Source organism: Lysinibacillus sp. NPDC093210 (assembly GCF_044753985.1).
Taxonomy (GTDB): domain Bacteria; phylum Bacillota; class Bacilli; order Bacillales_A; family Planococcaceae; genus Lysinibacillus.
Window position 1 is genome coordinate 30,670 of record NZ_JBIVOE010000013.1, and the last position, 25,089, is coordinate 55,758.

Sequence of the window (25,089 nt, forward strand, 5' to 3'; positions counted from 1 at the left end):
ATAAATAAACGAATATTTGCACATATAACAAAGTAAGAAGGAAAACGTGTCTCGTCTTTTCGAGACACGTTTTCACTTATGGAGGGAATGTCATGCATGTTTTAATTGAATGGATTTATAAAACACCAAAGGGTGCAGGGACGGTGTTACGATCAGAAGAAATGCCAGCAGCTCAAGCATTATTATTGGCGGAGGATATGGAACGTACAGGACGTGTTAAATCGCTACAATTTATTGATCGACAAGATACGAACTGGTCTATAAAGGAGCTAAAGGCATATCTAAAAGAAGTTGACACAGAACCTCACAATATTACTGTCTATTTTGATGGAGGCTTTGACCGTGCAACTACACAGTCAGGGCTTGGGTGTGCCATTTATTATGAGCAAAATGGTAAACCCTATAGGCTAAGAAAAAATGCCTTTTCCGCGGAGCTCAAATCGAACAATGAGGCTGAATATGCAGCCCTTTATTTAGGTTTAGTGGAGCTTGAATTATTAAATGCTCATCATTTGCCGATCAGCATTATTGGGGATTCACAAGTAGTGATTAATCAGCTAAATGGGGAATGGCCTGCATTGGAGAAGGATTTAGCAGGCTGGGCGGACAAAATTGACGCGAAATTAAGTGAACTAAGCCTGCGACCAGACTATAAGCTTATTTCGAGGAAAGAGAATGCAGAAGCAGATAGATTGGCAACACAAGCATTAAACGGAATTGATATTACTGGGCTGAGTGAACTCATAAAGGAATAATAGTGAAAGGGGGGCGTTCAATACTACAGACGCCTCCCTTTTACTTACACTTGTCCTATGCAAAATGCTGTTTATGAGTCATAAATTTAGGATATTTTTTGGCAAACTGCTGTAAGCTTTGCTTGAAATGAAATGTATTCATAAAGTTTTGTGCTAATCGTAATTCATCTGAGTATAAAAGGATATGGTGGAAATGCTGTTGAATAAAGTTTCTTGCACGTTTATAATGCTCGTTGATAGAGATAGCACCATACATTTCTTGTTGATTAATAATATAAATAAAATCGCAGAGAACCGTTTGGCCGCGATATTTTAAAAATATGGTGACATATAATGTCTTTTCGTCACAACGTTGTAAATCAAAATGATGGAAGGCTACTTCTAATTGCTGAATAAAGCTAGAAACAGAAGGAGAGTTTTCTTTTATTACAACCACTATCAACACCACCTTTACTAAAAATTATATGTAAAATTAAGTAATTTGTCTATAATTAGTCTAAATATTCTGTCAATCGAAACTTGCAAATAGTAGCTTTGCTTAAACTTATAAAAATTTGTTAAACTATTGAGGCAATCATTAATTTAGTAATGTACATTGGAATATTGAAAGAAGAGAGCGAAAACAATGAAAATTATTCAAATAGATCAAAAATATCCTGAGGATTGGATTCGCGTATTAAATCATATTGCGAATTTATTTTTTGAGGATTCGAAGTTAAGTACGACTGCGCAGGAGGCGGATATGTCCGTTGCCTTCAACTACCGAGTTGATGAAAATTTTTCTATCTATACGAGAGCGGTGCTAGAGGTAGATGGTAAGCGTTATACGAGTGATTACCATATTGATTATGAGATAGAGGCAGTGGGTCGTGAGCAAAATATTCGAATGAAACGTGCACTATCGCACGTGTTTTTAGATGTGCTAGAGCAGCATACTGGGATGCATCAGCAATGGGGTATTTTAACAGGTGTGCGCCCAACAAAGCTCTATCATAAATTCCGCCAGGCAGGTTTGGATGATATAGAAATTGCTGAAGTGCTCGTACGTGACTTCCGATTGTCCGAGGAAAAGGTAACACTGTTGAAGGAGATTGTAGCTCGTCAGCTCGTCACTATTCCTGACTTAGATAATATTGGGAAGGAAATTAGTATTTATATTGGCATTCCATTCTGTCCAACAAAATGTGCATATTGTACTTTCCCTGCTTATGCGATTGGTAGTAACCGTAAGCAAGGTCGTGTAGAGACATTTTTAGATGGACTGCACATTGAATTACGTGAGATGGGTAAGTGGCTGACAGAAAATAATATGAAAATCACTTCAATTTATTGGGGTGGTGGTACACCAACTTCAATCGAGGCACATGAAATGGATGAATTGTATCAAACAATGTATGACTCCTTCCCGAACCCAGAAACGATTCGTGAGGTAACGGTGGAAGCAGGTCGTCCGGATACGATTACACCAGAGAAATTAGCCGTACTGAAAAAATGGGGCATTGATCGTATTAGTGTCAATCCGCAATCTTATACAGATGAAACATTAAAAGCAATTGGACGCCATCATACGGTGCAAGAAACGATTGATAAGTTTTGGTTAGCACGCGAATCTGGAATGAATAACATTAATATGGATTTAATTATTGGTTTACCAAATGAAGGGACGGAAGAGTTCCAACATTCATTAGAGGAATCTGCAAAAATGCAACCAGAGTCATTAACAGTACACACATTATCCTTTAAACGTGCATCCGAAATGACCCGCAATAAAGATAAATACAAGGTGGCAGATCGTGATACGGTCGCACAAATGATGCAGATGGCGCAAGTATGGACAAAGGAAAATGATTATGTTCCTTACTATCTATACCGTCAAAAAAATATTTTAGGTAATTTAGAAAATGTAGGCTACAGTAAAGCGGGCGAAGAAAGCATATATAATATTGTTATTATGGAGGAAGTGCAGACTATCTTAGGTATTGGTTGTGGAGCATCTTCAAAATTTGTTCATCCTGAGACAGGGAAGATTACACAATTCTATAATCCAAAAGATCCCGCAGCTTACATCATGACGTTTGAAGACGCAATTGGCAAAAAAATTGAGCTATTAAATGAATTATATAATGCTTAAAGGGCAAAAGAGTAAAGTGTTAGATTGACTGCAATCAATCTGACACTTTTTTTGGTGTGACGTTGATGTCCGCTACGGCGGATGCTTTCCGCGGGCACACCGTAAGCCGCAACCCTCGCTAACGCGCGGCTTGTTGCGTCTTACTATGCGTGCGTTCCCGCAGGAGTCAACGCCTACGCTACCATCAACATGTAAAATTGTTTGAGTGCCTGTCACCACCATCCGAAATCGCCGAATCGCCGGTAAACCTTTGTTAACATTGCCGTAAATGATTTACCGTAAAGTGCAGGCCATTTTTAAAATGACAGCATCCTCAAAATATTGTGGATCGTAGCCTGTGAGCTCTCGAATTTTATTTAATCGATAGGTAAGTGTGTGACGGTGAATATTAAGTTGTTGTGCACAAAGTTTAAGTTGTAAATTACAATCAAAAAAGGTTTGTAATGTTTCGAGTTGTTTAGCATTCATATTTTTTAGAACGCGATTTTGAAATGCTTGTACTTCCTCGGAATCTCTCTTTTTAAAAAGAGAAAATAACTCGACATCTTCAAAAAACGTAATTTCTTTATTAATAAAGGCAAATTCAAGTGCTGTTTTAGCACCGTTATAGCAATGTGGAAGTTGCGCTAAATTGGGTACAGTTGGTCCTACACCAATTTGTAATGAAGGTAGTTTGTGCTTTTTTTTACGTAATGCTTTCATCATATGCTGCTTTTGCTGTTCATCGTAGTTTGTTAGTAAAATATAATATTCTTGTAGTTGGCTATGACCAGAAAGAACAGATTGCTTATAAAATAAATCCTCAATAAACAGAGGGAGGCTATTTTCCACAGATGACGGTGCATCCAAGCTAAGTAATACAATTTGAAATGGTGCTTCTAAAATGAACGGAAGCTTTTGAATGCGTTCTTGTAAGGCAGCGTCTATCTTACTACCATGCACCAACGCTTCGAATATGTAATCGTTATTTTTACGTTGCCACTCACTTTTCGATTCCACAATAGCTTGATGTGTCATGATTTCAGTTGTTAGTTGAACGAGATTGGCAATTTCTAAAATTTCCTCAGAATCGCCTGTAATGCCGATAACTCCAAGAACCTCATCCTGATACATAATCGGCATATTGATGCCAGGTTTTGTATTTGGATAGGCATCAATATTTTCCCCATTAATGATGAGTGTCTCTTTCGTTTTTGCCACGTAAAGTGCGCCTTCGTGAATATTTTCAACTCTCATCTTATCACCAGATGCTAAAATAACTCCGGTTGGACTAATGACATTAATGTTGCGACGTAAACGTAACATTGTTTGATGCACTATTTCTTCTGCTAATTTTTTTGTTAACATGCTTATACACCTCGCATAAATAAACCTCTGTTATATGACAGTTAATTTGTACATTCATTATAATGTTTTCTGAATTTATTGTCATTATAATAATTTGTAAGCGCTTAACTTTGAGTAGAAGAAATTTCTTGTATGCGATAAAACTATATCGTCTGACAGCTGAGCACCAACGTAAATATGAATGGATGTAAAGTGGGGGTATAACATGAGAGTCATAATTTGTCCGGATTCTTTTAAAGGTACTTTGTCTGCATTTGAAGTAGCAAATGCGATGCATGAAGGAATCTTGGATGCTGATCAATCGATTGAAACAGTTATTTTACCAGTGGCAGACGGTGGAGAAGGTACGTTAGAATCACTCATTGCTTCAACAGGGGGGGAGTATATTTCAGAAAATGTGCTTGATCCGTTAGGCAGAACAATCGAAGCAAAGTTTGGTGTGCTTGGGGATGATGAAACCTGTGTTATCGAAATGGCACAGGCATCTGGTATTACGCTGTTGCAGGACAGTGAAAAAAACCCTGAGCTTGCATCGACCTATGGGACAGGTCAGTTAATAAAGGCTGCACTTAATAAAGGGTTTCGTAAATTTATTATTGGAATAGGTGGCAGTGCAACAAACGATGCTGGTATAGGTCTATTAAGGGCACTAGGCTTGCAATTTAGAAAAGATGATGGGACTCCCATTGCGAATGGCGTATCAGCATTGCTAGATTTAGCGTCCATTGATAATAGTCAACTTGATGCACGACTGTCTGAAGCAACATTTACAATTGCATGTGACGTGGATAATCCATTGATTGGAGAGCGCGGAGCTACAGCCATTTTTGGCCCGCAAAAAGGTGTGAAAGAGCATGAAATTACTTATTTTGATAATTGCTTAAAGCAATTTGCAGATATTGTGGAAAAGCAATTTCATATTCGATTACATGATTATAAAGGGGCAGGTGCTGCTGGAGGTGTAGGTGGCGCATTAATTGCCTTTTTAAATGGCACTTTTCATGCAGGCATAGATATTGTTATAGATGCTGTACAGTTAAAAAAACATTTGAAAGATGCACAAATTGTTCTTACTGGAGAAGGTAAATCGGATCGTCAAACGTTACATGGAAAGGCGCCATTGGGGGTGGCGATGGCTGCAAAAACAACAAACACACAGGCTGTGTTATTGTCTGGAGCCATTGATGAAGAAGATAAGCCTGTTTTGCTCAATTATTTTGCTGTTGTGGAATCACTAGTAGATGAATCGACTACTGTCCAGCAAGCAATGCTAGAGCCTTATCGTTTGATTCGTCTAAAAACGAAAAAAATAATTGAGAATTATGTAAATATGGGGGATGAGTAAATGTTGTTCGTTATTATTTTAATAGGGGTATTATTTGTTGTAGTCGGAACAGCAAAGCTAAAGCTTCATCCGTTTCTAGCACTATTAATTAGTGCATTTTTTGTAGGCATTGCTTCTGGTATGCCATTATTAACTGTTGTTGAGAGTATAAATACTGGATTTGGAGGCTTGATGACAAGCATTGGTTTAGTCATTATAGCTGGAACAATCATCGGGTTAATTTTAGAAAAATCAGGGGCTGCCTATCGAATGGCAGAGGTTGTATTGCGAATCGTTGGTCCAAAGCGGCCACAATTAGCTATGTCTTTAATCGGCTATATCGTATCTATTCCAGTTTTCTGTGATTCAGGATTTATTATTTTATCGAGTTTACAAAAATCATTAGCAAAGCGCGCAAATGTTACGATTGCCTCGATGGCTGTTGCATTGGCAACAGGGCTCTTTGCTACACACGTTTTAGTACCGCCAACACCAGGACCGATAGCAGCGGCTGGTAATATTGGGGCGGCAGATTATTTAGGAACTGTGATTGTTATTGGATTGTTAGTAGCAATTCCAGCGACATTTATAGGCTATTTATGGTCAGTTAAAGTAGCGACAAAAATTCGTGTGCCTGAAGATGACTTAGAGGCATTAGATTATGAAGAAATTATTAAATCATTTGGTAAAATGCCTTCAACGTTTAAATCATTTTTACCGATTGTGCTTCCAATTGTGTTAATCGGTCTAGGATCAATCGCAGCATTAGTTGGGGATAGTGAAGCTACATTTAATATGATTTTACGTTTTTTAGGGTCACCCACAGTTGCCTTATTTTTAGGTGTAGCAGCAGCGATGTTATTATTACCTGAAATTAGTGAAAAGACGTTAACTGGTTGGATTGGTGACAGCTTAAAAGAGGCTGCTCCGATTTTATTAATTACTGGAGCGGGCGGCTCTTTTGGAACGGTTATTAAAAATGCTGGCGTTGGTGAAATGTTGCAAGAGATGGATTTAGGTATGTTTGCAACTGGAGGTCTTTTCCTAGTTGTACCATTTATCGTAGCAGCTGCGTTAAAAACAGCACAAGGTTCGTCAACAACAGCATTAGTTATTACGTCTTCACTAGTAGCTCCAATGCTTATTACGCTTGGCATTGAAGGCGCTGTTCCTCTAGCATTAGTTGTTATGGCAATCGGTGCAGGAGCAATGACGGTTAGTCACGTGAATGATAGCTTTTTCTGGGTTATTACGCAATACAGTGGGATGGAAGTTACGCAAGCCTATAAAGCACAAACTGTTGCGACACTATTGCAGGGGCTTGTTACAATTGTGATTACAATGATTTTGTGGTGGATACTAGTTTAACCTGCTTCAGCAGAAGTTTTCGAATTGTTATTAGCCGCAATTAGATTGAGTAGAAACAGAGAGCAGCCTTCGGGTTCGCTCTCTTTTTTTGTATAATAGAAAATAGAAAGGAAGTTATTCTATGAAAAAATTACTCGCAGTGCTCCTTTGTATTTTTGTATTAGCAGGATGTACATCAACATTAGAAACAGAAAAAATACCAGTGGCAGCAGGTCATGAAATGCGTGTGCATTTTTTTGATGTAGGACAAGGCGATTCCATTTTAATTGAGTCACCTAATGGTAAAACGATGCTCGTTGATGGAGGTGTTAAAGGGGCTGGGCAACAGGTCGTTTCATATATCAATGAACTTGGTATTGATAAGCTTGATATAGTCGTCGCTACTCATCCTGATGCCGATCATATTGGTGGTTTAATCCCTGTATTAAATTCGATTCCTATTGAACAGTTTTATGATTCGGGGAAAGTACATACATCACAAACATTTGAAGAAATGCTCTCGCTTATTGATACGAATAATATTCCATATAACGTGCCAAAAACAGGGGATAGCATTACTTTTGATAATGAACTAGAAGTAAAGGTGCTGAATGCTAACGAAAATGCTTCTGACAATAATGATGCGTCAATTGTGTTAAAAGTTACCTATGGAAATATTTCATTTTTATTAACAGGTGACGCAGGTGTAGCTTTAGAAAAAGAAATGCTACTACAAAATGTTAAGGCGACGGTTTTAAAGGCAGGCCATCATGGTTCCAATACAAGTAGCTCTCAAAGCTTTATACGGGCAGTGCAACCAGAAGTAACCATATTGAGTTATGGTAAGGACAATAAATACGGACACCCACATGCCGAAGTTGTAGAGCGTTTACAGGCGATTGGAAGTAAAATTTATGCAACAGCCGAAGCTGGTACAGTTACCGTTTCAACAGATGGGGTAAGCTATAATGTAAGTGCGAAAGAGTGGTCTGGGGCCATTGCCGAAAAGCCAAAAATGAAACAAGATGTAGAAATGATTAGCAAGGATTTAATAGAGGAAATTGTTGCTATAAAAAATAATGGTCAAGATACGGTTTCTTTAAAAGATTGGCAACTTGTATCAATAGAAGGTAATCAAGTTTTTAATTTTCCAAATGTATCGTTACAGCCTGGCAAAACGATTTATGTTACAAGTGGTACGACAGCACGTGAGGGGCAAAATTATTTAAAGTGGACAACAAGACAGATTTGGCTGAATGACGGGGATCGTGCGCAATTACTTAATGCGAAAGGGGAAGTTGTAAGTGAACTCGACTAAATACACATTAGACCGTATTGAAGATGGCTATGCAATTTTTTTAAAATATCCAGAGGAAATTGAGCAACTAATTCTACCTATCAATACCATTGATCATTCGTTACAAGCGGGTGATCGCGTCCTAATTAAAGAAATCGATAACACCTACCATATCGACATATTAGAAGAAGAAACAGAGCAAAAAAAAGCCGAAGTTCAAAGTTTGATGGACAAATTACGCCGAAAAAATTAAGTGCCAGTCACTGAAACAATTCTGAATTGTTTCAGTGACTGGCACAAAGTGAAGTGGATTTTTTTACGCTATAGAAAGTCACAATATGCTGCTTTTAGAACCGGGGACGATGCACAAAAACTATGCTAACTATTTTGAAAATATGCTAAAATAAGCGATATGAATGCTTTTTGTTCAAGTAGAAAAGAAGCTAGGAGCTGACACGATGTCAATAAGTACAATTATTTTTGATTTGGATGATACGTTGTTATGGGACAAAAAATCTGTTAAAACAGCATTTGAAAAAACATGTGAATATGCTGCAACAATACATACGGTGGATTCAGCTGAATTAGAGGAAGCTGTGCGCAAAGAAGCACGTGCACTTTATGAGGGCTACGAAACATATGACTATACGGTGTTAATCGGTATTAACCCATTCGAAGGACTTTGGGGAACATTTGATGATCCAACTGATTCTTTCCAAAAGATGAAAGAAATTGTACCTGCATACCGCTCGGAAGCATGGACAAAGGGCTTAGCGGCACTTGGAATTGACGATGCAAAGTTTGGAGCCGAACTAGGAGAACGCTTTGTAGCAGAACGTAAAGTGTCACCACTTTTATATGAAGATACGTTTACTGTTTTAGATGAGCTGAAAGGTAAATATCAACTTATATTATTAACAAATGGTGCACCAAGCTTACAAAATTTAAAATTAGAAATTACTCCGGAAATTGCTCCGTATTTTGACCATATTATCATTTCTGGTGATTTTGGAAAAGGGAAGCCAGATGCTTCTATCTTCGAGCATGTGATGGAAAAGGCGGGCATTACTGCTGACGAGGCAATTATGGTTGGCGACAACTTAAATACAGATATTTTAGGTTCATCTAGAGTTGGCATGCGTAATGTTTGGATTAATCGTGAAAATAATGTACCTACAGGAGTTGTTACACCAACATATGAGGTAGATTCATTAACAGCTTTTTTAAAACTTGTGAAAGAGCTTTAATCCTTACAATTTAGTTCAACAAAAAAATAAATATGCTTAAAAAAGGACTGATTATTAACTAATCAGCCCTTTTTTTATGAATCGCCGATAGAGCTTAGACAATGTGTGCCATAGCAGTAGTCGTTGCCCTCATCCTCCGCGACCATCAATAATGATAGAAAAATGACAAAAGGCATCAAGAGTGTGAACTCCTTGATGCCTATGCTTTAGTAATTTAGCGATTAAAGGTCAATTGCTTTTACTTCATCGATGTTTTCAAGTTGTGAAACGTATGTTAAATCTTCTTCCGTAACAACATTATCGACTGTTAGCATCATCACAGCTGTTCCACCAACTTCAGCACGCCCAACTTGCATTGTTGCGATGTTGATATCTTTTTCAGCTAGTTTTGTTGCAACGCGTCCAATCGCACCTGGTTTATCTGTGTTTTTAATGTAAAGAAGGTGACCTTCTGGGACAACGTCTACTACGTAGTTTTCGACTTTTACAATACGTGCGCCAAGGCCATTTAATAATGTACCGGCAACAGTATGTGTTTCAGTAGCCGTTTTTACTTCAACTGTAATTAAGCTTGTGAAGCCTTTCGCAGTAGTAGTTTTATGTTCGTTAATTTTCATGCCAATACGTTCAGATAAATAACGAGCATTGACGTCATTAACGTGATTACCATGGTTTTTAGCTAATAAACCTTTTAGAGCATTAGAAGTTAATGGACGTACATCATAGTTTGCTACTTCACCAGCATAAGATAGGTTAATTTCTTTAACTGGCTCAGCTGTTATTTGAGATAAGAAAGAACCAAGCTTTTCAGCTAATTCAAAGAAAGGTTCTACTTGTGCAAGTAGCTCTTTTGGAATTGATGGCATATTTACTGGGTTTGTCACCGTTCCTGTTTTATAGAATTTAATGATATCGTTTGATACGTCAACAGCTACAGATTCTTGTGCCTCAATTGTAGATGCACCTAAGTGAGGTGTTGCAATTACTTGTGGTAAAGTTAGTAATTTGTGGTCAGTCGCTGGCTCAGAAACGAAAACGTCAAGAGCTGCGCCTGCTACTTTACCTTCGACAATAGCATCATATAGATCATCCTCATTAATGATACCACCACGAGCACAGTTAATAATACGCACGCCATCTTTCATCATTGCAAACTTTTCTTTATTAATGAGGTTACGTGTTTCTGGTAGTAATGGTGTGTGAACTGTAATGAAATCTGCAGCGGCACAAATTTCTTCGACAGTAGATTTTGTAACACCCAGCTCATTTGCACGTTCATCAGTTAAGAATGGATCGTACGCCATAATGTTCATACGTTGACCTTTTGCACGGTAAGCGACTTCTACACCAATACGACCGAAGCCAACAACGCCAAGAGTTTTATTTTTAAGCTCCACCCCAACATATGATTTACGATCCCATTTACCATTCTTCAATGTATTGAAAGCTTGTGGAATGTGACGAGCAAGAGATGTCATCATAGCGATTGTATGTTCAGCGGCAGAGTTTGTGTTACCATCTGGTGCATTAACCACGATAATACCGTGTTCTGTTGCAGCAGCTAGGTCAATGTTGTCTACACCTACACCAGCACGTCCGATTAATTTTAAGCTTTTCGCAGCTTCAATTACTTCGCGTGTTACTGTTGTTTGAGAACGAACTAGTAAGACATCAATATCAGAAATTTTTTCCATTAATTCCTCAGGTGCTAGTCCAGTATCGATAATTACGTTTAAATCTAAATCTTTTTCTTGGCGTAATGGGAAAATACCATCTTCACTTAGTGGATCAGCGATAAATACGTTAATTGTTTTTGTTGCAATAGTCATTTGTAATTAGCTCCTTTTAAATAAAAATTATTAGTGATGTTTATAAGTGCAGACCCCATTTTGTAAAATTGCGGTTCCTACATCATACAAACAATCTTTTTTTCGAAAAATATAAAAGCCTTCCGCGCCTTACGAACACAAGTATTGTGTCGTAAGGGGCGAAAGGCTGAAAAATATAGGTTCGCGGTACCACCCTTAATTACTGCTCGAAAGAATTTCGTTGCAGTCTTAGCTATATGCGTAACGTGCATGTGACGGACAGGCTTACTTTTGGTTTTCGGCTCGTCTATTCGGGAGTGGAACTACATCGTAGAAATCACTGATTTACACCAACCATCAGCTCTCTTTGGATTTTCTTTCGACTAGCGTGTCTCCGTCGTTATATTTTTGTGTGATTAAATTTGTTAACATCATAATCCCTATTGTTCACCTTTGTCAACAATTATTCAAAAAAAGATTAAAATTACTCGCTTCAAAAGTCTGAAAACTGCTTATATACGAACATTATTGATATAAACAGTTAATAATATTCGTCTTTTTGCAAAGGACATTGTAAGCGCTAACGAATGTGTCAAGACAGAGAATATAGGGGTTTAGCGAGTGTAAAAGATAAAAAGTTTTCGGGAGATAATTGTATTATATTAAATTATTTCAATAAAACTTCCTTTGTTTTAAGACGGAATGCGAACATTTCGTTAATGCCACATATTTGTCGAAATTATATAACGATAAGGAGGTAAAGTGCCAATAAGAGAAGAATGTATGTAAAGAAAGATAGATTTAGATTTTTCGGGGGTGTTGGGATGAAATATGATGTAGCGATTGTCGGAGCTGGTCTGGCGGGACTAGTTGCAGCCTGTGAATTAATAGATGCAAAGAAACGTGTACTATTGGTGGACCAAGAGCCTGAAAATTCAATGGGAGGACAGGCATTTTGGTCTTTTGGTGGGCTATTTTTAGTAAACTCACCCGAGCAAAAAAGGCTTGGTATTAAAGATAGCAAAGAGCTTGCATGGCAGGATTGGCTAGGGACAGCTGGCTTCGATCGTTTGGAAGATGAGGATTCATGGGCTTACAAATGGGCAAGGGCTTATGTAGAATTTGCTGCAGGTGAAAAATATGCATGGCTTAAATCATTAGGTATAAAGTTTTTCCCTGTAGTTGGTTGGGCTGAACGAGGTGGCTCATTAGCGGGAGGTCACGGTAATTCGGTTCCTCGCTTTCATATTGTGTGGGGAACTGGGCCAGGGATTGTAAAGCCCTTTGCAGATAAAGTGAAAAAAGCGATAAAGGAAGGAATTATTGACTTTAAGCCGAGACATCGTGTGGATGAGTTTATACAACAGGATGGTCGAATTACTGGCATTAGTGGCACAATTTTAGCTGAAAGCTTTGCACAACGAGGAGAGCAAAGTTCACGCATTGGGGTAGGTGCTTTTTCCTATGAAGCAAAGGCAGTTGTTGTCGCAAGTGGGGGCATTGGTGCAAATATAGATTTAGTACGCAAAAATTGGCCAGCTCGCCTTGGCACTCCGCCAAAAAATATAGTATGCGGCGTACCAGCTTATGTAGATGGTCGCATGCTAGAAATTACTGAACATGCTGGTGGGCGTATCGTTAATCGGGATCGGATGTGGCATTATACAGAGGGTTTAAAAAACTGGGACCCAATTTGGCCAAACCACGGTATTCGTATTCTGCCAGGTCCTTCATCTTTATGGTTTGACGCCGAGGGAAATCGCTTTGGAGCACCGAATTTTCCAGGGTTTGATACATTAAGTACGTTAGAGGCTATTCAAAAAACGGGTTATGATTATTCATGGTTTATTTTAACTGAAAAAATCATTGAAAAGGAGTTTGCTTTATCAGGCTCAGAACAAAATCCCGACTTAACGAATAAAAGCATATCAGAGTTGATGAAACGCATTTTACCAGGTCCACCTGCACCGATCCAAGCATTTAAAAATCATGGGGAGGATTTTGTTATTGCAAACGATTTAAAACAGCTAGTAGATGGCATGAACAAGCTTGCAGGGAATGAATTACTTGATTTTATTAAAATTAAAGAGCAAATATTAGCACGGGATCGTGAAATGGACAATAAATTTACGAAAGATATACAGGTAAATGCAATACATGGAGCAAGAAATTATATTGGTGATAAAGTAGTACGGGTTGCAAAACCACATAAAATTTTAGATACAAAAAATTGGCCCCTTATTGCAGTACGTTTAAATATTTTAACTCGCAAAACATTAGGGGGCTTACAGACGAATTTAGATGGAGCTGTATTTGGCATGAATGGACAACCGGTACCAGGATTATTTGCAGCAGGAGAAGTTAGTGGTTTCGGAGGGGGCGGTGTACATGGTTACCGCGCATTGGAAGGAACGTTTGTCGGAGGATGTTTATTTAGCGGACGACAAGTTGGTCGCTTTTTAGCACAACAATAGTGCCATCTTAAGTGTCAGGCACTCAAACAATTCTGAATTCTTATGGCACAGCCAGTAGCGTTAACTAAGAAACAATTCGCAAAGAATCATGTTGGAACGCACGTAAAGTAAGCCGCAACAGACGGCGCGATTGCGACGGTTGCGGCTTGCAATGTGCTACGTGAAAGTGCCAGGCACTCAAACAATTTTATTTTTGAGCTTGCGCAATTTTTGCTATTTGTTCTTCTACTTGCTCTTTTGTCCAGTCATTTTCTTCAACAAAGAAATTACGTTTTGCGCGACGGCAATCGTCTGAACAGCTACGCATATAAAATGCCTCGTGCTTTTCCTCACATAGCATTAATTTGTGGCACTCAGGATTAGCACAGTTTGTATAGCGCTCTGTTGGTTCGCCTGTGAAATAGTCCTTACCAATAACCACATGCTCGACCTGATTAATAGGCACAGTGCGGCGACGATCAAAAACAAACATTTGACCATCCCATAATTGTCCCTTTACTTCAGGGTCTTTAGCATACGTTGCAATACCACCATGTAGTTGGCCGACACTTTCACCGTAGCCTTCACGTTTTAACCAACCCGAAAATTTTTCACAGCGAATGCCGCCCGTGCAGTAAGTTAAGATGTTTTTACCAGTAAAGTCTTCTTTATGTTCTTCCATCCAAGCCGGAAGATCACGGAAGTTTTCAATCTCAGGGCGCACCGCATTGCGGAAATGTCCTAAATCAAATTCATAATCGTTACGTGCATCTATAATAACCGTATTGTCTTCTTGCATACGAGTCATAAATTCTTTTGGTGTTAAATAATCCCCCGTTATTTCTAATGGGTTAATATCATTTTCTAAGCCAAGGTGTACAATCTCCGTACGAGGTCGCACATGCATTTTTTTAAATGTATGCCCTTCTACTTCATCGATTTTCCACATAATATCGCTAAAACGAGGGTCAGCTTTCATATGATTCATGTAGCTTTCAGTTTGCTCAATCGTGCCAGAAACTGTACCATTAATGCCCTCTAATCCTACTAAAATACGACCAAGTAGACCGATTTCTTTACAAAATGCTAAATGTTCTTCGGCAAATGCTACTGGGTCCTCAATAGCGACATATTTATAATAAAGTAATACACGAAAGTCCTTTTGTGTCACAAAAATACCCACCTTTAATTCATTATTCGACATTAAATATAGCATAACAATGACTATTTTGCGTAGGAGAGAAGGAGTTTTCAGAAAAAACACGAATAGTACATAGTGAATGACTATTCATATTTGGGGGTGTAGGACATGGAATTTTCAACAATTACATTAGAAAAATTAGAGCGTCGTGCTACTTTAACGCTAAATCGACCACATGCTATGAATGCGATGGATGATGTGATGATGCGTGAATTAGCAGAGTGTTTTGAAGCATTACAGCAGGAAAAAGAAATACAGGTTTTAGTTATTCGTGGGGAAGGAAAGGTCTTTTCTGCGGGCGGTGATATTAAAGCAATGCTAGATCCAAATAAGCCGCTAAATATTGATGAGGCAATGGTATATTTAACACGTATCGTCAAAGCTTATTACCAACTACCAATGATTGTGATAGCTGCGGTACATGGTGCATCAGCAGGGTTAGGCTTTAGTTTAACACTAGGTGCTGATATCGTAGTTGCTTGCGAAAATAGTAAGCTTGCTATGAATTTTATAGGGATTGGGTTAATTCCAGATGGTGGTGGTCATTTCTTTATGAAGGAAAGACTTGGCACTGTGAAAGCAAAACAAATGATTTGGGAAGGTAAAGTGCTAACAGCCGAGGAAGCACACGATATAGGATTAATCGATTATGTTGCGCCTGAAGGATCGGTTTTTGCAGTGGCTGATCAATTAGTTGGAAAGATGCTAGCATCACCAATTGCTTCAATGATTATGACTAAAAAGATTTTACATGCACAAAACTTGCCGCAGTTAGAGAGCGTTTTAGCGATGGAAGCACAAGGGCAATCTGCTATGCGTAAAACGGCTGATCATTTAGAAGGCATTCATGCATTTGTTGAAAAAAGAACGCCCGTCTTTGTAGGACATTAAGGCATTTAGTGTGGTCCACAAGCTAAATAAAAATATAAAATTTTAATCCGACGCAAGCCCCATCACATAGACTTCTGTTGCGAGAAAAGCGAGATTCCATTTCGGATGCTCGATCTCGTCCACAAAGGTGAAGTGGTGGGGCTTGCCGATTTACCAACTATATAACTATTTGCAAACTTTGTTAATGTGTGAGACGCCTAGCGTATTTTCTACGTGTCTTTCTAATTTCATAGTTTAAACATGGAATAATATTAATTTCCCAGAAGCGTTAACAAGGCGATGTGTTTTTTCTGCAACACCCTTTTCAACGATTTGTTGTTGACCATTTACTTTTGCAGCCTCATCGTTTTCAAAAGTCCAAGTTTCATCAAAAAGTGTTTCCCCAGTTTTTTCAAAAGCTGTAAAACGATAATTATTCATAAACAAACCCCACCCTTTACTTGAATATATATCTATTATACATAGAAGAAATATAAACTTCACGGTATATCTAGCGAATATTTCGATAATTTACGAAAATTGTGGAAAATTTAGTACAACATGAAGATGAATAGTTCTATGATTTCGTTTCTCAACTAACATGAAGTATGATAAAATAGAACAAATATTCGCTTTCGATTGATCCTTCTGTACAGGGCATAAAGCTACTAAGCCTTGTACAAGTACAATGAAAATCTAGACGAAATGAAGAACAAAGGTTTAATTAATTAGTAGAGGTGATTGGATGTCCGCAATTCGTTTTTTCCATATGGCAGATTTACATTTAGATAGTCCTTTTAAAGGCTTATTTGGATTACCTGAAAAGAATCTAAAAAAAATTCGTGCAAGTACTTTTGAAGCATTTGATAAGATTATTCAGAAGACAATCGAAGAAAGACCAGATTTCCTACTTATTGTAGGAGATCTTTATGATGGAGAAAATCGCAGTTTACAGGCACAAAGACGTTTTCAGGCAGCGATGGAGACGCTATTTGAACATAACATCCCCGTCATTGTCAGCTATGGTAATCATGACCACTTACATGGTTCTTGGACACGTTTTGCTTTGCCAAGTAATGTTTACGAATTACCAGCTGATACGAGTGTTGTACAATTAAAAATACGTGGTCAGCAAGTAAATATTTATGGCTTTAGCTATGGTGAGCGTCATGTTAAGGAATCAATGATTGATCGTTATCCTGTTGCGCAGGATCAGCATGCAATTCACATAGGTATGCTGCATGGCAGTGAAGCAAGTGATTCTACACATGCGGTATATGCACCATTTAAAAAAGAGCAACTTCTTGAAAAAAGATACCATTACTGGGCACTTGGTCATATTCATAAACGACAGTTATTACACAATGAACCACCGATTGTTTATCCTGGTAATATTCAAAGTAGACACCGCAATGAACAAGGAGTGAAAGGTTTTTATGATGTAACCTTGTCGCAAACATCTGCTGATTTAACATTTATCCCGACTTCTGCTGTTGTCTATAATATGGTGGAGGTGGATTGCACAAATGTGCTTCATGCAAATGAGTTACTACTAAAATGTGAAGAGGCAATCGCTCATAATCGAATGGAATATGGAGCATCTGTAATTGAGCTTCATCTGAAGAATCTAGATGAAGAAGCTGCAGCATTGTTTGAACATGCTTCGGTAGATGAATGGCTTGAAACAATTCGGGAGTCAGAAGATGGGATTGAACCAATGGGATGGGTGCAAAAACTTATTTTGCATAAAGTTTCAACATCATATGAGTCGACTGCTATGACTGAATCTGTAATCAGTGTAATGGAGCAGTGGGATATTTCCGATTGGAAAGATATTTTAAAGGATTTGTACCAGCATGCGAGTGGTGCAAGATTTGTAGAACCTATAACAGAACGAGAAATTGAACAATTGAAGCTTGATGCTCAGGAGTTATTAACCGATGAAATTCAAAGGGCGTGAAAACTTTGCTAACGATACAAAAAATTCACATTTACGGCTTTGGTAAGCATGAAAATATCACAATCTCTTTGCAAGACGGTGTAACTATTTTTTATGGCATGAATGAAGCTGGTAAAACGACTATACAGCAGTTTATTTTACAGATGCTTTTTGGGTTTCCAACAAAGCAACAAAGCCAGCGAAAATACGAGCCAAAAACATCACCCAAATTTGGGGGGCAGCTGACCATTCTCCACCCAATATATGGTCAATGTACGATTGAACGTGTTAAAGGAAAGGCTACTGGTGATGTTACTGTATATACTGAAGATGGTATGAAGGGGCATGACGAGCTTTTAGCCAAGCTTTTGTATGGCTATTCACGCGCATCTTTTGAAGCGATTTTTTCATTTTCAATTCATGAACTGCAAGGTATCGAAAAAATGTCAGAGGATGAATTGACACATCTATTGCTTGCATCAGGGACAACTGGCATTCATCGGCTATCTGCACTTGAAAAAAAATTAGAAAAAGATGCTGGAGAGCTTTTTAAAAAAACTGGTAAACTTCCCCTCATTAATCAAAAAATCGAGTATTTAAAGCAACTTGAAAAGACTATTAAGAAAGAACAGGCTACAATCCATACATTCGAAGATAAATCACTCAAATTACAGCAACTTGAGCAAAGATTGAAGGATTTAAATAAACAACAAAAAACACTGCAACAAGATTGGCAACAACTTACGGTCATAAAACAGGCAATGCCACTCATTGAACAACAAGAAACGCTACAGCAATCATATAAAAGGTATGCACATGTTCAGTTCCCACCAGAAGGAATTAGACGCTACGAACAGTTAAAAGATCGACTGACGCACGAAACATTCCAGCTGACTCAACTAGAAGAACAATATCAAGCTTTAAAAAGTAAGCTTCAATTAACAGCAGATGAACAAGCAATCGAAGAAATTGCAAGGCTAATGAATAAAGAAGCAACTTGGAATCAGCTCCTCGTCAAAGAGCAGAACCTTAAGGACGAGCTGTTTGTACTAGAGCAAGACATTGAAGCACAGTTTCGTTTACTAGGCGTGCAGGAATTGGAAGCTCAAGCAACCCTTTTAGAGGGAACTGTATCTTTGCAACAAGAAGAACAATTTCAACGACAGTTGACTGTCTTAACTGAAGCTGAAGAAGAGCTAAAGTTTTATTTACAATCGTTAGAACGGATACATGAGGAACTTGATAGCATTTCTCGACAGAAAAAGCATCTACAGCAGGAGTCATTAACAGCTGAGGAAGAACATATTTTAGCACAGTGGCCCCAGAGAAAGAGGCGCTTAGAACAATTACGCCATGTTAAATCGCAACGTTCAAAACAGAAGCAGCCAACATTTCTTGTTATCCTTGTGATAGCTATAAGCATTGTTGCGCTTATTTACGGTGTTTTAGAAAAGAATTGGGCGGTAATGGTTATTGGTGCCCTCTTATCGCTAGTATTCATATTGCATTTAAAACAAGCGAAACAAGCTGATGATGGGCCTCCTGAGCATAATAGTCAATTATTGAGAGAGCTAGAGCAAGAAGAAAATATTGTGCAAGTGTTACTTGTGAAAAAACAACGACTTGAAGATCGATGGATGCTAGCCAACGAGCAACAGCTTGATAAAGAACGACAGTATGCACAACTCGAACATAAAATTCAACAAACTGAACAAGTAAGCGCCGAGGCAACACATATGCTGCAAAGCTTTTTGGAACGTTTTCACTTAGAGGGAAGTGTACCACGGTCACTATTACCAGAGTTGTTTATGCGTATTCGTGGTGTACAAGAGTTGGTAGTTAAAAAAACAAGCATATATAAGCTTTTACATGCTATACAATCTGAAAAAAATGAGCTTTATGAAAAGCTACAGCAAGTTTTAAAGAATGAGTATAGTGAGCAGGAAATTTTTGTACATCTACGCTCAACATATTTAGCAATTCAGCAGGAGCAACAACAGATGTTGCAAACAAAGGAACAACTCGCTGAAATTCATTCAAAAAAACAAGAAGTACAACCGCTTTTGGAAAACTACGAATCGGAAATCGCACAATTATTTCATGACGCGAATGTAGAATCAGAAAATGCATTTTACGAGACATTTGAACAATTTCAACAGCAGCAAAAGCTTCAGTCCGAACTACAAGCGATTCAATATCAATTAGCCTCATTAGATATGCAACAGCAAGAGCGCTTTTTAAGTGCGGAACAACTTCATGAAAAAATACAAGCACTGGAAGAAGTACGTAATGCCGTTCGAATAGAAATTGAACATTGCTTAGAAGAGCGGGCTGCCTTGCAGATTGAAAAGGAATATTTGCTTAATGATGAACAATATGGTCTACTGTTGCAACAGTTTGAACAAGAAAAAGCATTGTTGCAACAGCTAATGGAGCAATGGGCTACAAAAAAAGCATTAGCAACAGCTATTCATGAAACATTATTCCGTTTGCGTGAAGAAAAATTACCACATGTACTTACACAGGTAAATGCTATATTCCATTCGTTAACAGGTGGTCGTTACGATAAACTTTTCATTCATGAGGAAGGCTATTTTGAGGCGCAAGCCGTTTCTGGCTTACGCTATCATGTAGCAGAATTATCCCAAGCTACAAAGGAGCAGGTCTATATTTCATTGCGAATGGCATTAGCGAAAACCCTTGCAACTTCTGCGCCATTTCCATTTATAATGGATGATCCTTTTGTCCATTTTGATCGAAACCGTACAAACAAAATGGTACAATTAATGAAAGAAGTAGGATATGAACGTCAAATTTTATATTTTACTTGCCATGAAGGGATGCTCGCACTTTGGCAAAAAGAGCAAATTGTCGATCTAGGAGCACTAGCAAATGAAAGGGGAGTGACGTCAACATGAAAGGTATTACGACGCTCCAAGTTGGAGAATCAGTTGATCAATTTTTATTAATTAAACAATCGACAAAAGGGGTTACCACTGTAGGGAAGCCGTTTATGTCACTGTTACTACAAGATAAAAGTGGAGACATTGAGGCGAAACTATGGGATACAAACGAAGATCATGAAAAAATGTACCATGCAGAGGCGATAGTGCATGTAGGTGGAGAAATTCATGACTATCGTGGGAAAAACCAATTACGTATTAAAACAATTCGTGTGGCAAAGCCGGAGGAGGGAATTGCCGTTAATGATTTAGTTCCTTCTGCTGCTACTCCAAAAGAAGAGCTCTATGAGGAATTGACACAATTCTTCTTTGATATTAAAAATCCAAATATTTCACGTATCACGCGTGCAGCTATTAAAAAGCATCAGGATGCTATTTTAGTATTTCCAGCAGCAACGAAAAACCATCATGATTATGCATCAGGCTTATTAGACCATATGGTATCAATGTTAAAGCTAGGGAAAGCCATTGCTGATTTATATCCAACGCTAAATCGAGATCTATTATATTCGGGAATTATTTTACATGATATTGGTAAGGTCGTTGAATTATCTGGTCCGGTTGCAACAATGTACACTGTAGAAGGTAATTTACTTGGCCATATTACGATTATGGTCAATGAAATTGCTAAAATTGCAAGCGAACTTGAAATCGAAGGCGAAGAAGTGATGCTCTTACAACATCTAGTGTTGTCGCATCATGGGAAAGAGGAGTGGGGAAGCCCGAAAAAACCAATGATTCAAGAAGCGGAAATTTTACATTATATTGATAATATTGATGCAAAAATGAATATGCTTACACGCGCATTAGGTAAAACAGCTCCTGGAGAATTTACAGAGAGACTATTCCCACTCGATAATCGATCATTTTACAAGCCAAATATTCAATAAAACAAAAAGGGTTACGCCTGAAGCGGCGTAACCCTTTTTCATATAGTAAAATAATTACTATTTAGATTCTTTGTCTTTACTTTCATCAGCAGCTTTTTTAGCAGCTTCTTCATCTGCTTTTGCTTGTTCTTCACTTGTTGTTGTAAATGATTCTAATGCATCTTTTAATTCTTTATCAGAAGTTTTAAAGTTTGCATCTTTTGCTAATTGAGCGATGATGTCTTTTAACAATGTTTGTGCTTCACCAGTTTGTGTAAGCTTGTTTAACATTGTTGTACGAATTTTTTCTTCTTCATCTTTAAATGAGCCTACATCTTTTACATCGCGCTTTTCCGTAATTTCAATTACGTGGTAGCCATAGCTTGATTTAATTGGCTCACTTAATGTGTTTAATGGAAGGGCATAAGCCGCATCATTGAATTCATCTACCATAGAACCAACTGTAAACCAACCTAACTCTCCGCCTTTTGCTGCAGAACCAGTATCAGTTGAGTATTCCTTTGCAACATCAGCAAAAGAAGCGCCACCTTTAATTTTTTCGATAGCTTCTTTCGCAGTTTTTTCATCTGCTACAAGAATATGGCGACCATTTAATTCTGTTTTCATTTGCTCATAATATTTTTTAACGTCTTCTTCTTTAATTGCTTTGTCTTTTAAAGCTTTTTCTTGAAGTAGTTGTACGCGTAAAGAATCTTTAAAGCCTTGTTCAGTTAAGCCATTTTCTGCTAGTGCTTGTGCAAAGCTATCGCCGAACTGAGATGCAGTTGCATCATATTGTTCTTTAATTTCTTTATCAGTCACTTCATATTTGTCTGCTAATACTTTTTCAGTCACCATCTGTTGTAATACATAAGAGCCTGTCAAAGTTTTCGCTTTTTCGTTAAAATCAGATACTGAAATATCGCCTACTTTAGATGTAACTAATGCTTTGCTATCAGCTCCACTACAAGCACCAAGAGCTAAAATTGAGGCTGCTAATGTTAAAGATAATACAGTCTTTTTCATATGGATATTCTCTCCTTAATTCAATTCGTCCATTTTTTACTATAACATAAACGTTTTAAAAACAAAATGGTTCCCCCTTGAGTATAGCCTAAATTTCAAATTTCAAAGCGCATAGGATATAGAAAAGAAAGGGGGTGAAGTTATGAGCAACGGAGGATACGGTGGTGGCGGTGGCTACGGCTCAGGCTTTGCTTTATTAGTTGTGTTATTTATTTTATTAATTATTGTTGGTGCAGCGTTCCTATACTAATTAATAAAATGCCGAAAAGCTAAGGATATGCTGTTCCTTAGCTTTTCTTATCAATATCTAGGCATTCGCTCCGCACGCTTGGGCCGAGGCCGAAAAATTTTGGCGTCAATTAAATTCCCATTGCTGCATGGATGTTTTAAATACATGACCCGCGTGCGGACTGGCGCGGATGCATCTTCATTAGACCGCAAATAAAATTTCAACATAAAATGAAACAAGTAAAATTGTGATAAGTATATTGATAGTTCGGAATATCTTTGGTTGGTTTTCTTCGGGAATTTCACGTCGCATGCACAGTGCGTAGGTCATGCGATTGATTTGAAATAAATAGAATACCGAGAATAGAACTACAATCATTAATAGCAAGTCTATTCCTCCCCTCTTTCAGTATTATTAGCATATCAAAAAACGTCAATAAAACACAAGTACAAGCGAATCAGTTAATTGTAGGTGGTACTAAAATTTCATAGCCCTTCGGTGTTTCTTCAACTTGGGCATCTTTAGGTGAATTCAACAAATACTTCACGTAAAGAATATCAATTAAACATAAACTACAATGATACGCTAAAAGTAATGTACCGTAATGTGTATAGGCAGGTAGTAGCCATGTAGCAGTAACGATACTTGTATTTAATACGATAAATGGTGCAAGTAATGCGAAAATATATCGGTTTTTAGATAATGGCTCACGGATACGCATGTGCAGTACAGGAATAAAGTAAAACTGTTTCTTTATACGTAATTTGAGATGCTGGCGTAAGTCATATAATGCTAGAAAGTGTATACATTTATGAATAGGATAAAGCGCAAGGACGGCAATAACAAATAGCCAGAACAAATGATCAGTATAATATTCATCGTTAAATAAATTAAATGTCACATAGGACACGGAAAAGACAGTGAGAAAAACAATTACACCCATTATTACAATACGCGTCGTTCCATAATGATGTTCAAGGTTTAAAATTTTCCAACAGTGCACGTTAAATATCAACTCCATAATAGGGAAGGTTCCTATTCAATGTAAATTGATTTCTATAAGATTGCAAGAGAAAGGAGGTATTTCAGAAATGTTTCTGAAATGCCTCCTTTTTTAGCATAAATTATCCTTTTACAGTAGAACGTTCTTCTAACGTGTCAAAGGAATCACGGAAGTGTTGAAATGAACGTTCAAAAATATCGATAAAGTCCTCACCGTAAATATTACGAATAACAGCCATCACATCTAAAAATTCTGGGAAACGACCATACAAATCTTTCAAAGCTAGCGAGCCCTCAAGCACAGAATGATATGTGTTATGATAATTGCTATTCATTTCAATAATAAGGTCTGTCCCTGTTTCAGTTAGCTCTACATAAGTATTACGTTTGTCATCGTCGCGTTTCGAAAACTTCAGTAAACCACGTTCCTCTAACTTTTTCGAAAAGTTAAATGCTGTTGAAACGTGCATTACACCAAATTTTGCTACGTCTGAAATGGAAGCCCCTTTTAAATGATATGAAATCCACAATATATGGTGCTCGTTAATGTTTAAATCGTATGGTTTAATCCATTGTTGCCAATCTTTTTCAACTGCTTTCCATAAAGCTTTTGATAATTGTGCAATTCTTTGACTGTATAGCATTGCTTCTTTTTGAGTGTATAATTCCTCTGACAAAGCCATCACCTACTGCTTTCTTTAACGTTTTAAAATTATTATAGCAATAAAGAAAAAAAGTTTAAAGTTAGAAAAATTAAAAAATTGAAAAGTGGTTAAAAAATAACATTTTGATGATTGTTTTTGGTAAAAAAATAGGTTTTAAAACTCTTGCATAAAACTTTATGCCTGCACTTTTTCTTGCGGTTTTTTCTTTTTATCGGTGAATTGTGCAACGTTTTTCTCGATTTCGTTAATTGAATTCTGTAATGCTTCTATTTCTTGTTGTAAATTATTCTTTGTCGGTTCGATTTCTTGCGTGAAGATAGTAATCGAATGTTTTAGATCATTTATTATTTGTGGTATATTATTTTTTGCTTCATTTGTTAATGTACCTACGGATTGTTTAACGTTGTTGACTTGATGCTTTACATCTTGAAGCTTTAGTTTTGCACTATCAGTATTAGAAAGTATTGTAGAACGTAATTGTTGGCCCGATTGAGGTGTTGAAAAAAGGACAGCAATTGCGCCGCCTATAATGCCTGTTGTTAATCCGATTAAAAATGGTTGTGCTTTCATAGTAAATACCTCATTTCTATATTTGTTATCTTTCTTCTATTAAACC

General features: G+C 37.6%; 23 protein-coding genes and 1 other annotated feature. Of the genes, 13 read left to right on the forward strand and 10 right to left on the reverse strand.

What is annotated here, in order from left to right; translation table 11 throughout:
• Window positions 1-92: 92 nt before the first annotated feature.
• Window positions 93-755, forward strand: coding sequence for a ribonuclease H family protein (locus tag ACIP9C_RS21475; RefSeq protein ID WP_401014376.1), 663 nt, complete (start codon window positions 93-95; stop codon window positions 753-755).
• A 55-nt stretch (window positions 756-810) separates the two neighbouring features.
• Here ACIP9C_RS21475 and ACIP9C_RS21480 read toward each other — a convergent pair whose 3' ends face one another.
• Window positions 811-1,191: a hypothetical protein gene (locus tag ACIP9C_RS21480; protein WP_401014379.1), complete on the reverse strand. Its 381-nt coding sequence runs from the start codon at window positions 1,189-1,191 to the stop codon at window positions 811-813.
• Between the two features lie 189 nt (window positions 1,192-1,380).
• Here ACIP9C_RS21480 and ACIP9C_RS21485 point away from each other — a divergent pair, with 189 nt between their 5' ends.
• Window positions 1,381-2,886: a coproporphyrinogen III oxidase gene (locus ACIP9C_RS21485; RefSeq protein WP_401014382.1), complete on the forward strand. Its 1,506-nt coding sequence runs from the start codon at window positions 1,381-1,383 to the stop codon at window positions 2,884-2,886.
• Window positions 2,887-3,159: 273 nt separating this feature from the next.
• On the opposite strand, the gene ACIP9C_RS21490 is transcribed toward ACIP9C_RS21485, so the two are convergent.
• Entirely contained in the window at window positions 3,160-4,233 is a 1,074-nt protein-coding gene (locus ACIP9C_RS21490) for a CdaR family transcriptional regulator (protein ID WP_401014385.1), read from the reverse strand.
• A gap of 205 nt (window positions 4,234-4,438) precedes the next feature.
• Here ACIP9C_RS21490 and ACIP9C_RS21495 point away from each other — a divergent pair, with 205 nt between their 5' ends.
• The 5 genes from ACIP9C_RS21495 (at window position 4,439) to ACIP9C_RS21515 (ending at window position 9,448) form a co-directional block, all read left to right on the forward strand.
• Window positions 4,439-5,578, forward strand: coding sequence for a glycerate kinase (locus ACIP9C_RS21495; protein ID WP_401014388.1), 1,140 nt, complete (start codon window positions 4,439-4,441; stop codon window positions 5,576-5,578).
• Window positions 5,579-6,925: a GntP family permease gene (locus tag ACIP9C_RS21500; RefSeq protein WP_401014394.1), complete on the forward strand. Its 1,347-nt coding sequence runs from the start codon at window positions 5,579-5,581 to the stop codon at window positions 6,923-6,925.
• 121 nt (window positions 6,926-7,046) lie between these two features.
• Window positions 7,047-8,222, forward strand: coding sequence for an MBL fold metallo-hydrolase (locus ACIP9C_RS21505; protein WP_401014397.1), 1,176 nt, complete (start codon window positions 7,047-7,049; stop codon window positions 8,220-8,222).
• On the forward strand, window positions 8,209-8,454 hold the full coding sequence (locus ACIP9C_RS21510) for a DUF3006 domain-containing protein (RefSeq protein ID WP_401014400.1): 246 nt from the start codon (window positions 8,209-8,211) through the stop codon (window positions 8,452-8,454). The genes ACIP9C_RS21505 and ACIP9C_RS21510 overlap by 14 nt, the downstream gene beginning before the upstream one ends.
• Window positions 8,455-8,659: 205 nt before the next feature.
• Window positions 8,660-9,448, forward strand: a complete 789-nt coding sequence (locus tag ACIP9C_RS21515; protein ID WP_401014403.1) for an HAD family hydrolase — start codon at window positions 8,660-8,662, stop codon at window positions 9,446-9,448.
• Window positions 9,449-9,669: 221 nt separating this feature from the next.
• Here ACIP9C_RS21515 and serA read toward each other — a convergent pair whose 3' ends face one another.
• Window positions 9,670-11,277, reverse strand: a complete 1,608-nt coding sequence (gene serA, locus ACIP9C_RS21520) for a phosphoglycerate dehydrogenase (protein ID WP_401014406.1) — start codon at window positions 11,275-11,277, stop codon at window positions 9,670-9,672.
• A 151-nt stretch (window positions 11,278-11,428) separates the two neighbouring features.
• Window positions 11,429-11,666 (reverse strand) — a binding site (T-box leader).
• Between the two features lie 414 nt (window positions 11,667-12,080).
• Between serA and ACIP9C_RS21525 the strand changes: the two genes are divergently transcribed.
• On the forward strand, window positions 12,081-13,730 hold the full coding sequence (locus tag ACIP9C_RS21525; protein WP_401014409.1) for an FAD-binding dehydrogenase: 1,650 nt from the start codon (window positions 12,081-12,083) through the stop codon (window positions 13,728-13,730).
• A gap of 187 nt (window positions 13,731-13,917) precedes the next feature.
• Here the strand turns inward: ACIP9C_RS21525 and trhO are convergent, their stop codons facing one another.
• Entirely contained in the window at window positions 13,918-14,880 is a 963-nt protein-coding gene (gene trhO, locus ACIP9C_RS21530; RefSeq protein ID WP_401014412.1) for an oxygen-dependent tRNA uridine(34) hydroxylase TrhO, read from the reverse strand.
• A 138-nt stretch (window positions 14,881-15,018) separates the two neighbouring features.
• Here trhO and ACIP9C_RS21535 point away from each other — a divergent pair, with 138 nt between their 5' ends.
• A complete protein-coding gene (locus tag ACIP9C_RS21535; protein ID WP_401014415.1) occupies window positions 15,019-15,801 on the forward strand; it encodes an enoyl-CoA hydratase in 783 nt (260 codons plus the stop codon).
• Window positions 15,802-16,035: 234 nt separating this feature from the next.
• Here ACIP9C_RS21535 and ACIP9C_RS21540 read toward each other — a convergent pair whose 3' ends face one another.
• Entirely contained in the window at window positions 16,036-16,221 is a 186-nt protein-coding gene (locus ACIP9C_RS21540) for a YhzD family protein (RefSeq protein WP_401014418.1), read from the reverse strand.
• A 304-nt stretch (window positions 16,222-16,525) separates the two neighbouring features.
• Here ACIP9C_RS21540 and ACIP9C_RS21545 point away from each other — a divergent pair, with 304 nt between their 5' ends.
• From ACIP9C_RS21545 to yhaM, 3 genes are read left to right on the forward strand one after another with little or no spacing between them, the layout of a single operon-like run.
• Entirely contained in the window at window positions 16,526-17,740 is a 1,215-nt protein-coding gene (locus ACIP9C_RS21545) for a metallophosphoesterase family protein (protein WP_401014421.1), read from the forward strand.
• Window positions 17,737-20,637, forward strand: coding sequence for an ATP-binding protein (locus ACIP9C_RS21550; RefSeq protein ID WP_401014424.1), 2,901 nt, complete (start codon window positions 17,737-17,739; stop codon window positions 20,635-20,637). Before ACIP9C_RS21545 ends, ACIP9C_RS21550 begins: the two co-directional genes overlap by 4 nt.
• Window positions 20,634-21,572 (forward strand): 3'-5' exoribonuclease YhaM, encoded by a 939-nt coding sequence (gene yhaM, locus ACIP9C_RS21555; protein WP_401014427.1) that lies wholly within the window; start codon window positions 20,634-20,636, stop codon window positions 21,570-21,572. The genes ACIP9C_RS21550 and yhaM overlap by 4 nt, the downstream gene beginning before the upstream one ends.
• A 57-nt stretch (window positions 21,573-21,629) precedes the next feature.
• Here the strand turns inward: yhaM and ACIP9C_RS21560 are convergent, their stop codons facing one another.
• On the reverse strand, window positions 21,630-22,577 hold the full coding sequence (locus tag ACIP9C_RS21560) for a peptidylprolyl isomerase (protein WP_401014430.1): 948 nt from the start codon (window positions 22,575-22,577) through the stop codon (window positions 21,630-21,632).
• 142 nt (window positions 22,578-22,719) lie between these two features.
• On the opposite strand from ACIP9C_RS21560, the gene ACIP9C_RS21565 reads away from it, so the two are divergent.
• A complete protein-coding gene (locus ACIP9C_RS21565; protein WP_080647610.1) occupies window positions 22,720-22,827 on the forward strand; it encodes a YjcZ family sporulation protein in 108 nt (35 codons plus the stop codon).
• A gap of 180 nt (window positions 22,828-23,007) precedes the next feature.
• Here ACIP9C_RS21565 and ACIP9C_RS23130 read toward each other — a convergent pair whose 3' ends face one another.
• The 4 genes from ACIP9C_RS23130 to ACIP9C_RS21580 all read right to left on the reverse strand — a co-directional run bounded on the left by ACIP9C_RS23130 (window position 23,008) and on the right by ACIP9C_RS21580 (window position 25,043).
• Complete coding sequence (locus ACIP9C_RS23130; RefSeq protein ID WP_010857338.1) at window positions 23,008-23,193, reverse strand: hypothetical protein; 186 nt, start codon at window positions 23,191-23,193, stop codon at window positions 23,008-23,010.
• A 70-nt stretch (window positions 23,194-23,263) separates the two neighbouring features.
• Complete coding sequence (locus ACIP9C_RS21570; RefSeq protein ID WP_401014435.1) at window positions 23,264-23,809, reverse strand: DUF3267 domain-containing protein; 546 nt, start codon at window positions 23,807-23,809, stop codon at window positions 23,264-23,266.
• A 121-nt stretch (window positions 23,810-23,930) separates the two neighbouring features.
• Window positions 23,931-24,491: an HTH-type transcriptional regulator Hpr gene (locus tag ACIP9C_RS21575; RefSeq protein ID WP_029747195.1), complete on the reverse strand. Its 561-nt coding sequence runs from the start codon at window positions 24,489-24,491 to the stop codon at window positions 23,931-23,933.
• 156 nt (window positions 24,492-24,647) lie between these two features.
• Window positions 24,648-25,043 carry a YtxH domain-containing protein gene (locus ACIP9C_RS21580; protein WP_401014438.1) on the reverse strand — a complete coding sequence of 132 codons (396 nt, stop codon included), beginning with the start codon at window positions 25,041-25,043 and terminating at the stop codon, window positions 24,648-24,650.
• Window positions 25,044-25,089: the final 46 nt, after the last annotated feature.

Excerpts from the sequence above, each read along its gene's own strand:
- ACIP9C_RS21580 (WP_401014438.1), bottom strand. The coding sequence starts at position 25,043 with ATGAAAGCACAACCATTTTTAATCGGATTAACAACAGGCATTATAGGC.
- yhaM (WP_401014427.1), top strand. The coding sequence starts at position 20,634 with ATGAAAGGTATTACGACGCTCCAAGTTGGAGAATCAGTTGATCAATTT.
- ACIP9C_RS21575 (WP_029747195.1), bottom strand. The coding sequence starts at position 24,491 with ATGGCTTTGTCAGAGGAATTATACACTCAAAAAGAAGCAATGCTATAC.
- ACIP9C_RS21515 (WP_401014403.1), top strand. The coding sequence starts at position 8,660 with ATGTCAATAAGTACAATTATTTTTGATTTGGATGATACGTTGTTATGG.
- ACIP9C_RS21545 (WP_401014421.1), top strand. The coding sequence starts at position 16,526 with ATGTCCGCAATTCGTTTTTTCCATATGGCAGATTTACATTTAGATAGT.
- ACIP9C_RS21525 (WP_401014409.1), top strand. The coding sequence starts at position 12,081 with ATGAAATATGATGTAGCGATTGTCGGAGCTGGTCTGGCGGGACTAGTT.
- ACIP9C_RS21560 (WP_401014430.1), bottom strand. The coding sequence starts at position 22,577 with ATGAAAAAGACTGTATTATCTTTAACATTAGCAGCCTCAATTTTAGCT.
- ACIP9C_RS21490 (WP_401014385.1), bottom strand. The coding sequence starts at position 4,233 with ATGTTAACAAAAAAATTAGCAGAAGAAATAGTGCATCAAACAATGTTA.
- ACIP9C_RS21565 (WP_080647610.1), top strand. The coding sequence starts at position 22,720 with ATGAGCAACGGAGGATACGGTGGTGGCGGTGGCTACGGCTCAGGCTTT.
- ACIP9C_RS21500 (WP_401014394.1), top strand. The coding sequence starts at position 5,579 with ATGTTGTTCGTTATTATTTTAATAGGGGTATTATTTGTTGTAGTCGGA.
- ACIP9C_RS21495 (WP_401014388.1), top strand. The coding sequence starts at position 4,439 with ATGAGAGTCATAATTTGTCCGGATTCTTTTAAAGGTACTTTGTCTGCA.
- serA (WP_401014406.1), bottom strand. The coding sequence starts at position 11,277 with ATGACTATTGCAACAAAAACAATTAACGTATTTATCGCTGATCCACTA.
- ACIP9C_RS21485 (WP_401014382.1), top strand. The coding sequence starts at position 1,381 with ATGAAAATTATTCAAATAGATCAAAAATATCCTGAGGATTGGATTCGC.
- ACIP9C_RS21505 (WP_401014397.1), top strand. The coding sequence starts at position 7,047 with ATGAAAAAATTACTCGCAGTGCTCCTTTGTATTTTTGTATTAGCAGGA.
- ACIP9C_RS21475 (WP_401014376.1), top strand. The coding sequence starts at position 93 with ATGCATGTTTTAATTGAATGGATTTATAAAACACCAAAGGGTGCAGGG.
- ACIP9C_RS21535 (WP_401014415.1), top strand. The coding sequence starts at position 15,019 with ATGGAATTTTCAACAATTACATTAGAAAAATTAGAGCGTCGTGCTACT.
- ACIP9C_RS21540 (WP_401014418.1), bottom strand. The coding sequence starts at position 16,221 with ATGAATAATTATCGTTTTACAGCTTTTGAAAAAACTGGGGAAACACTT.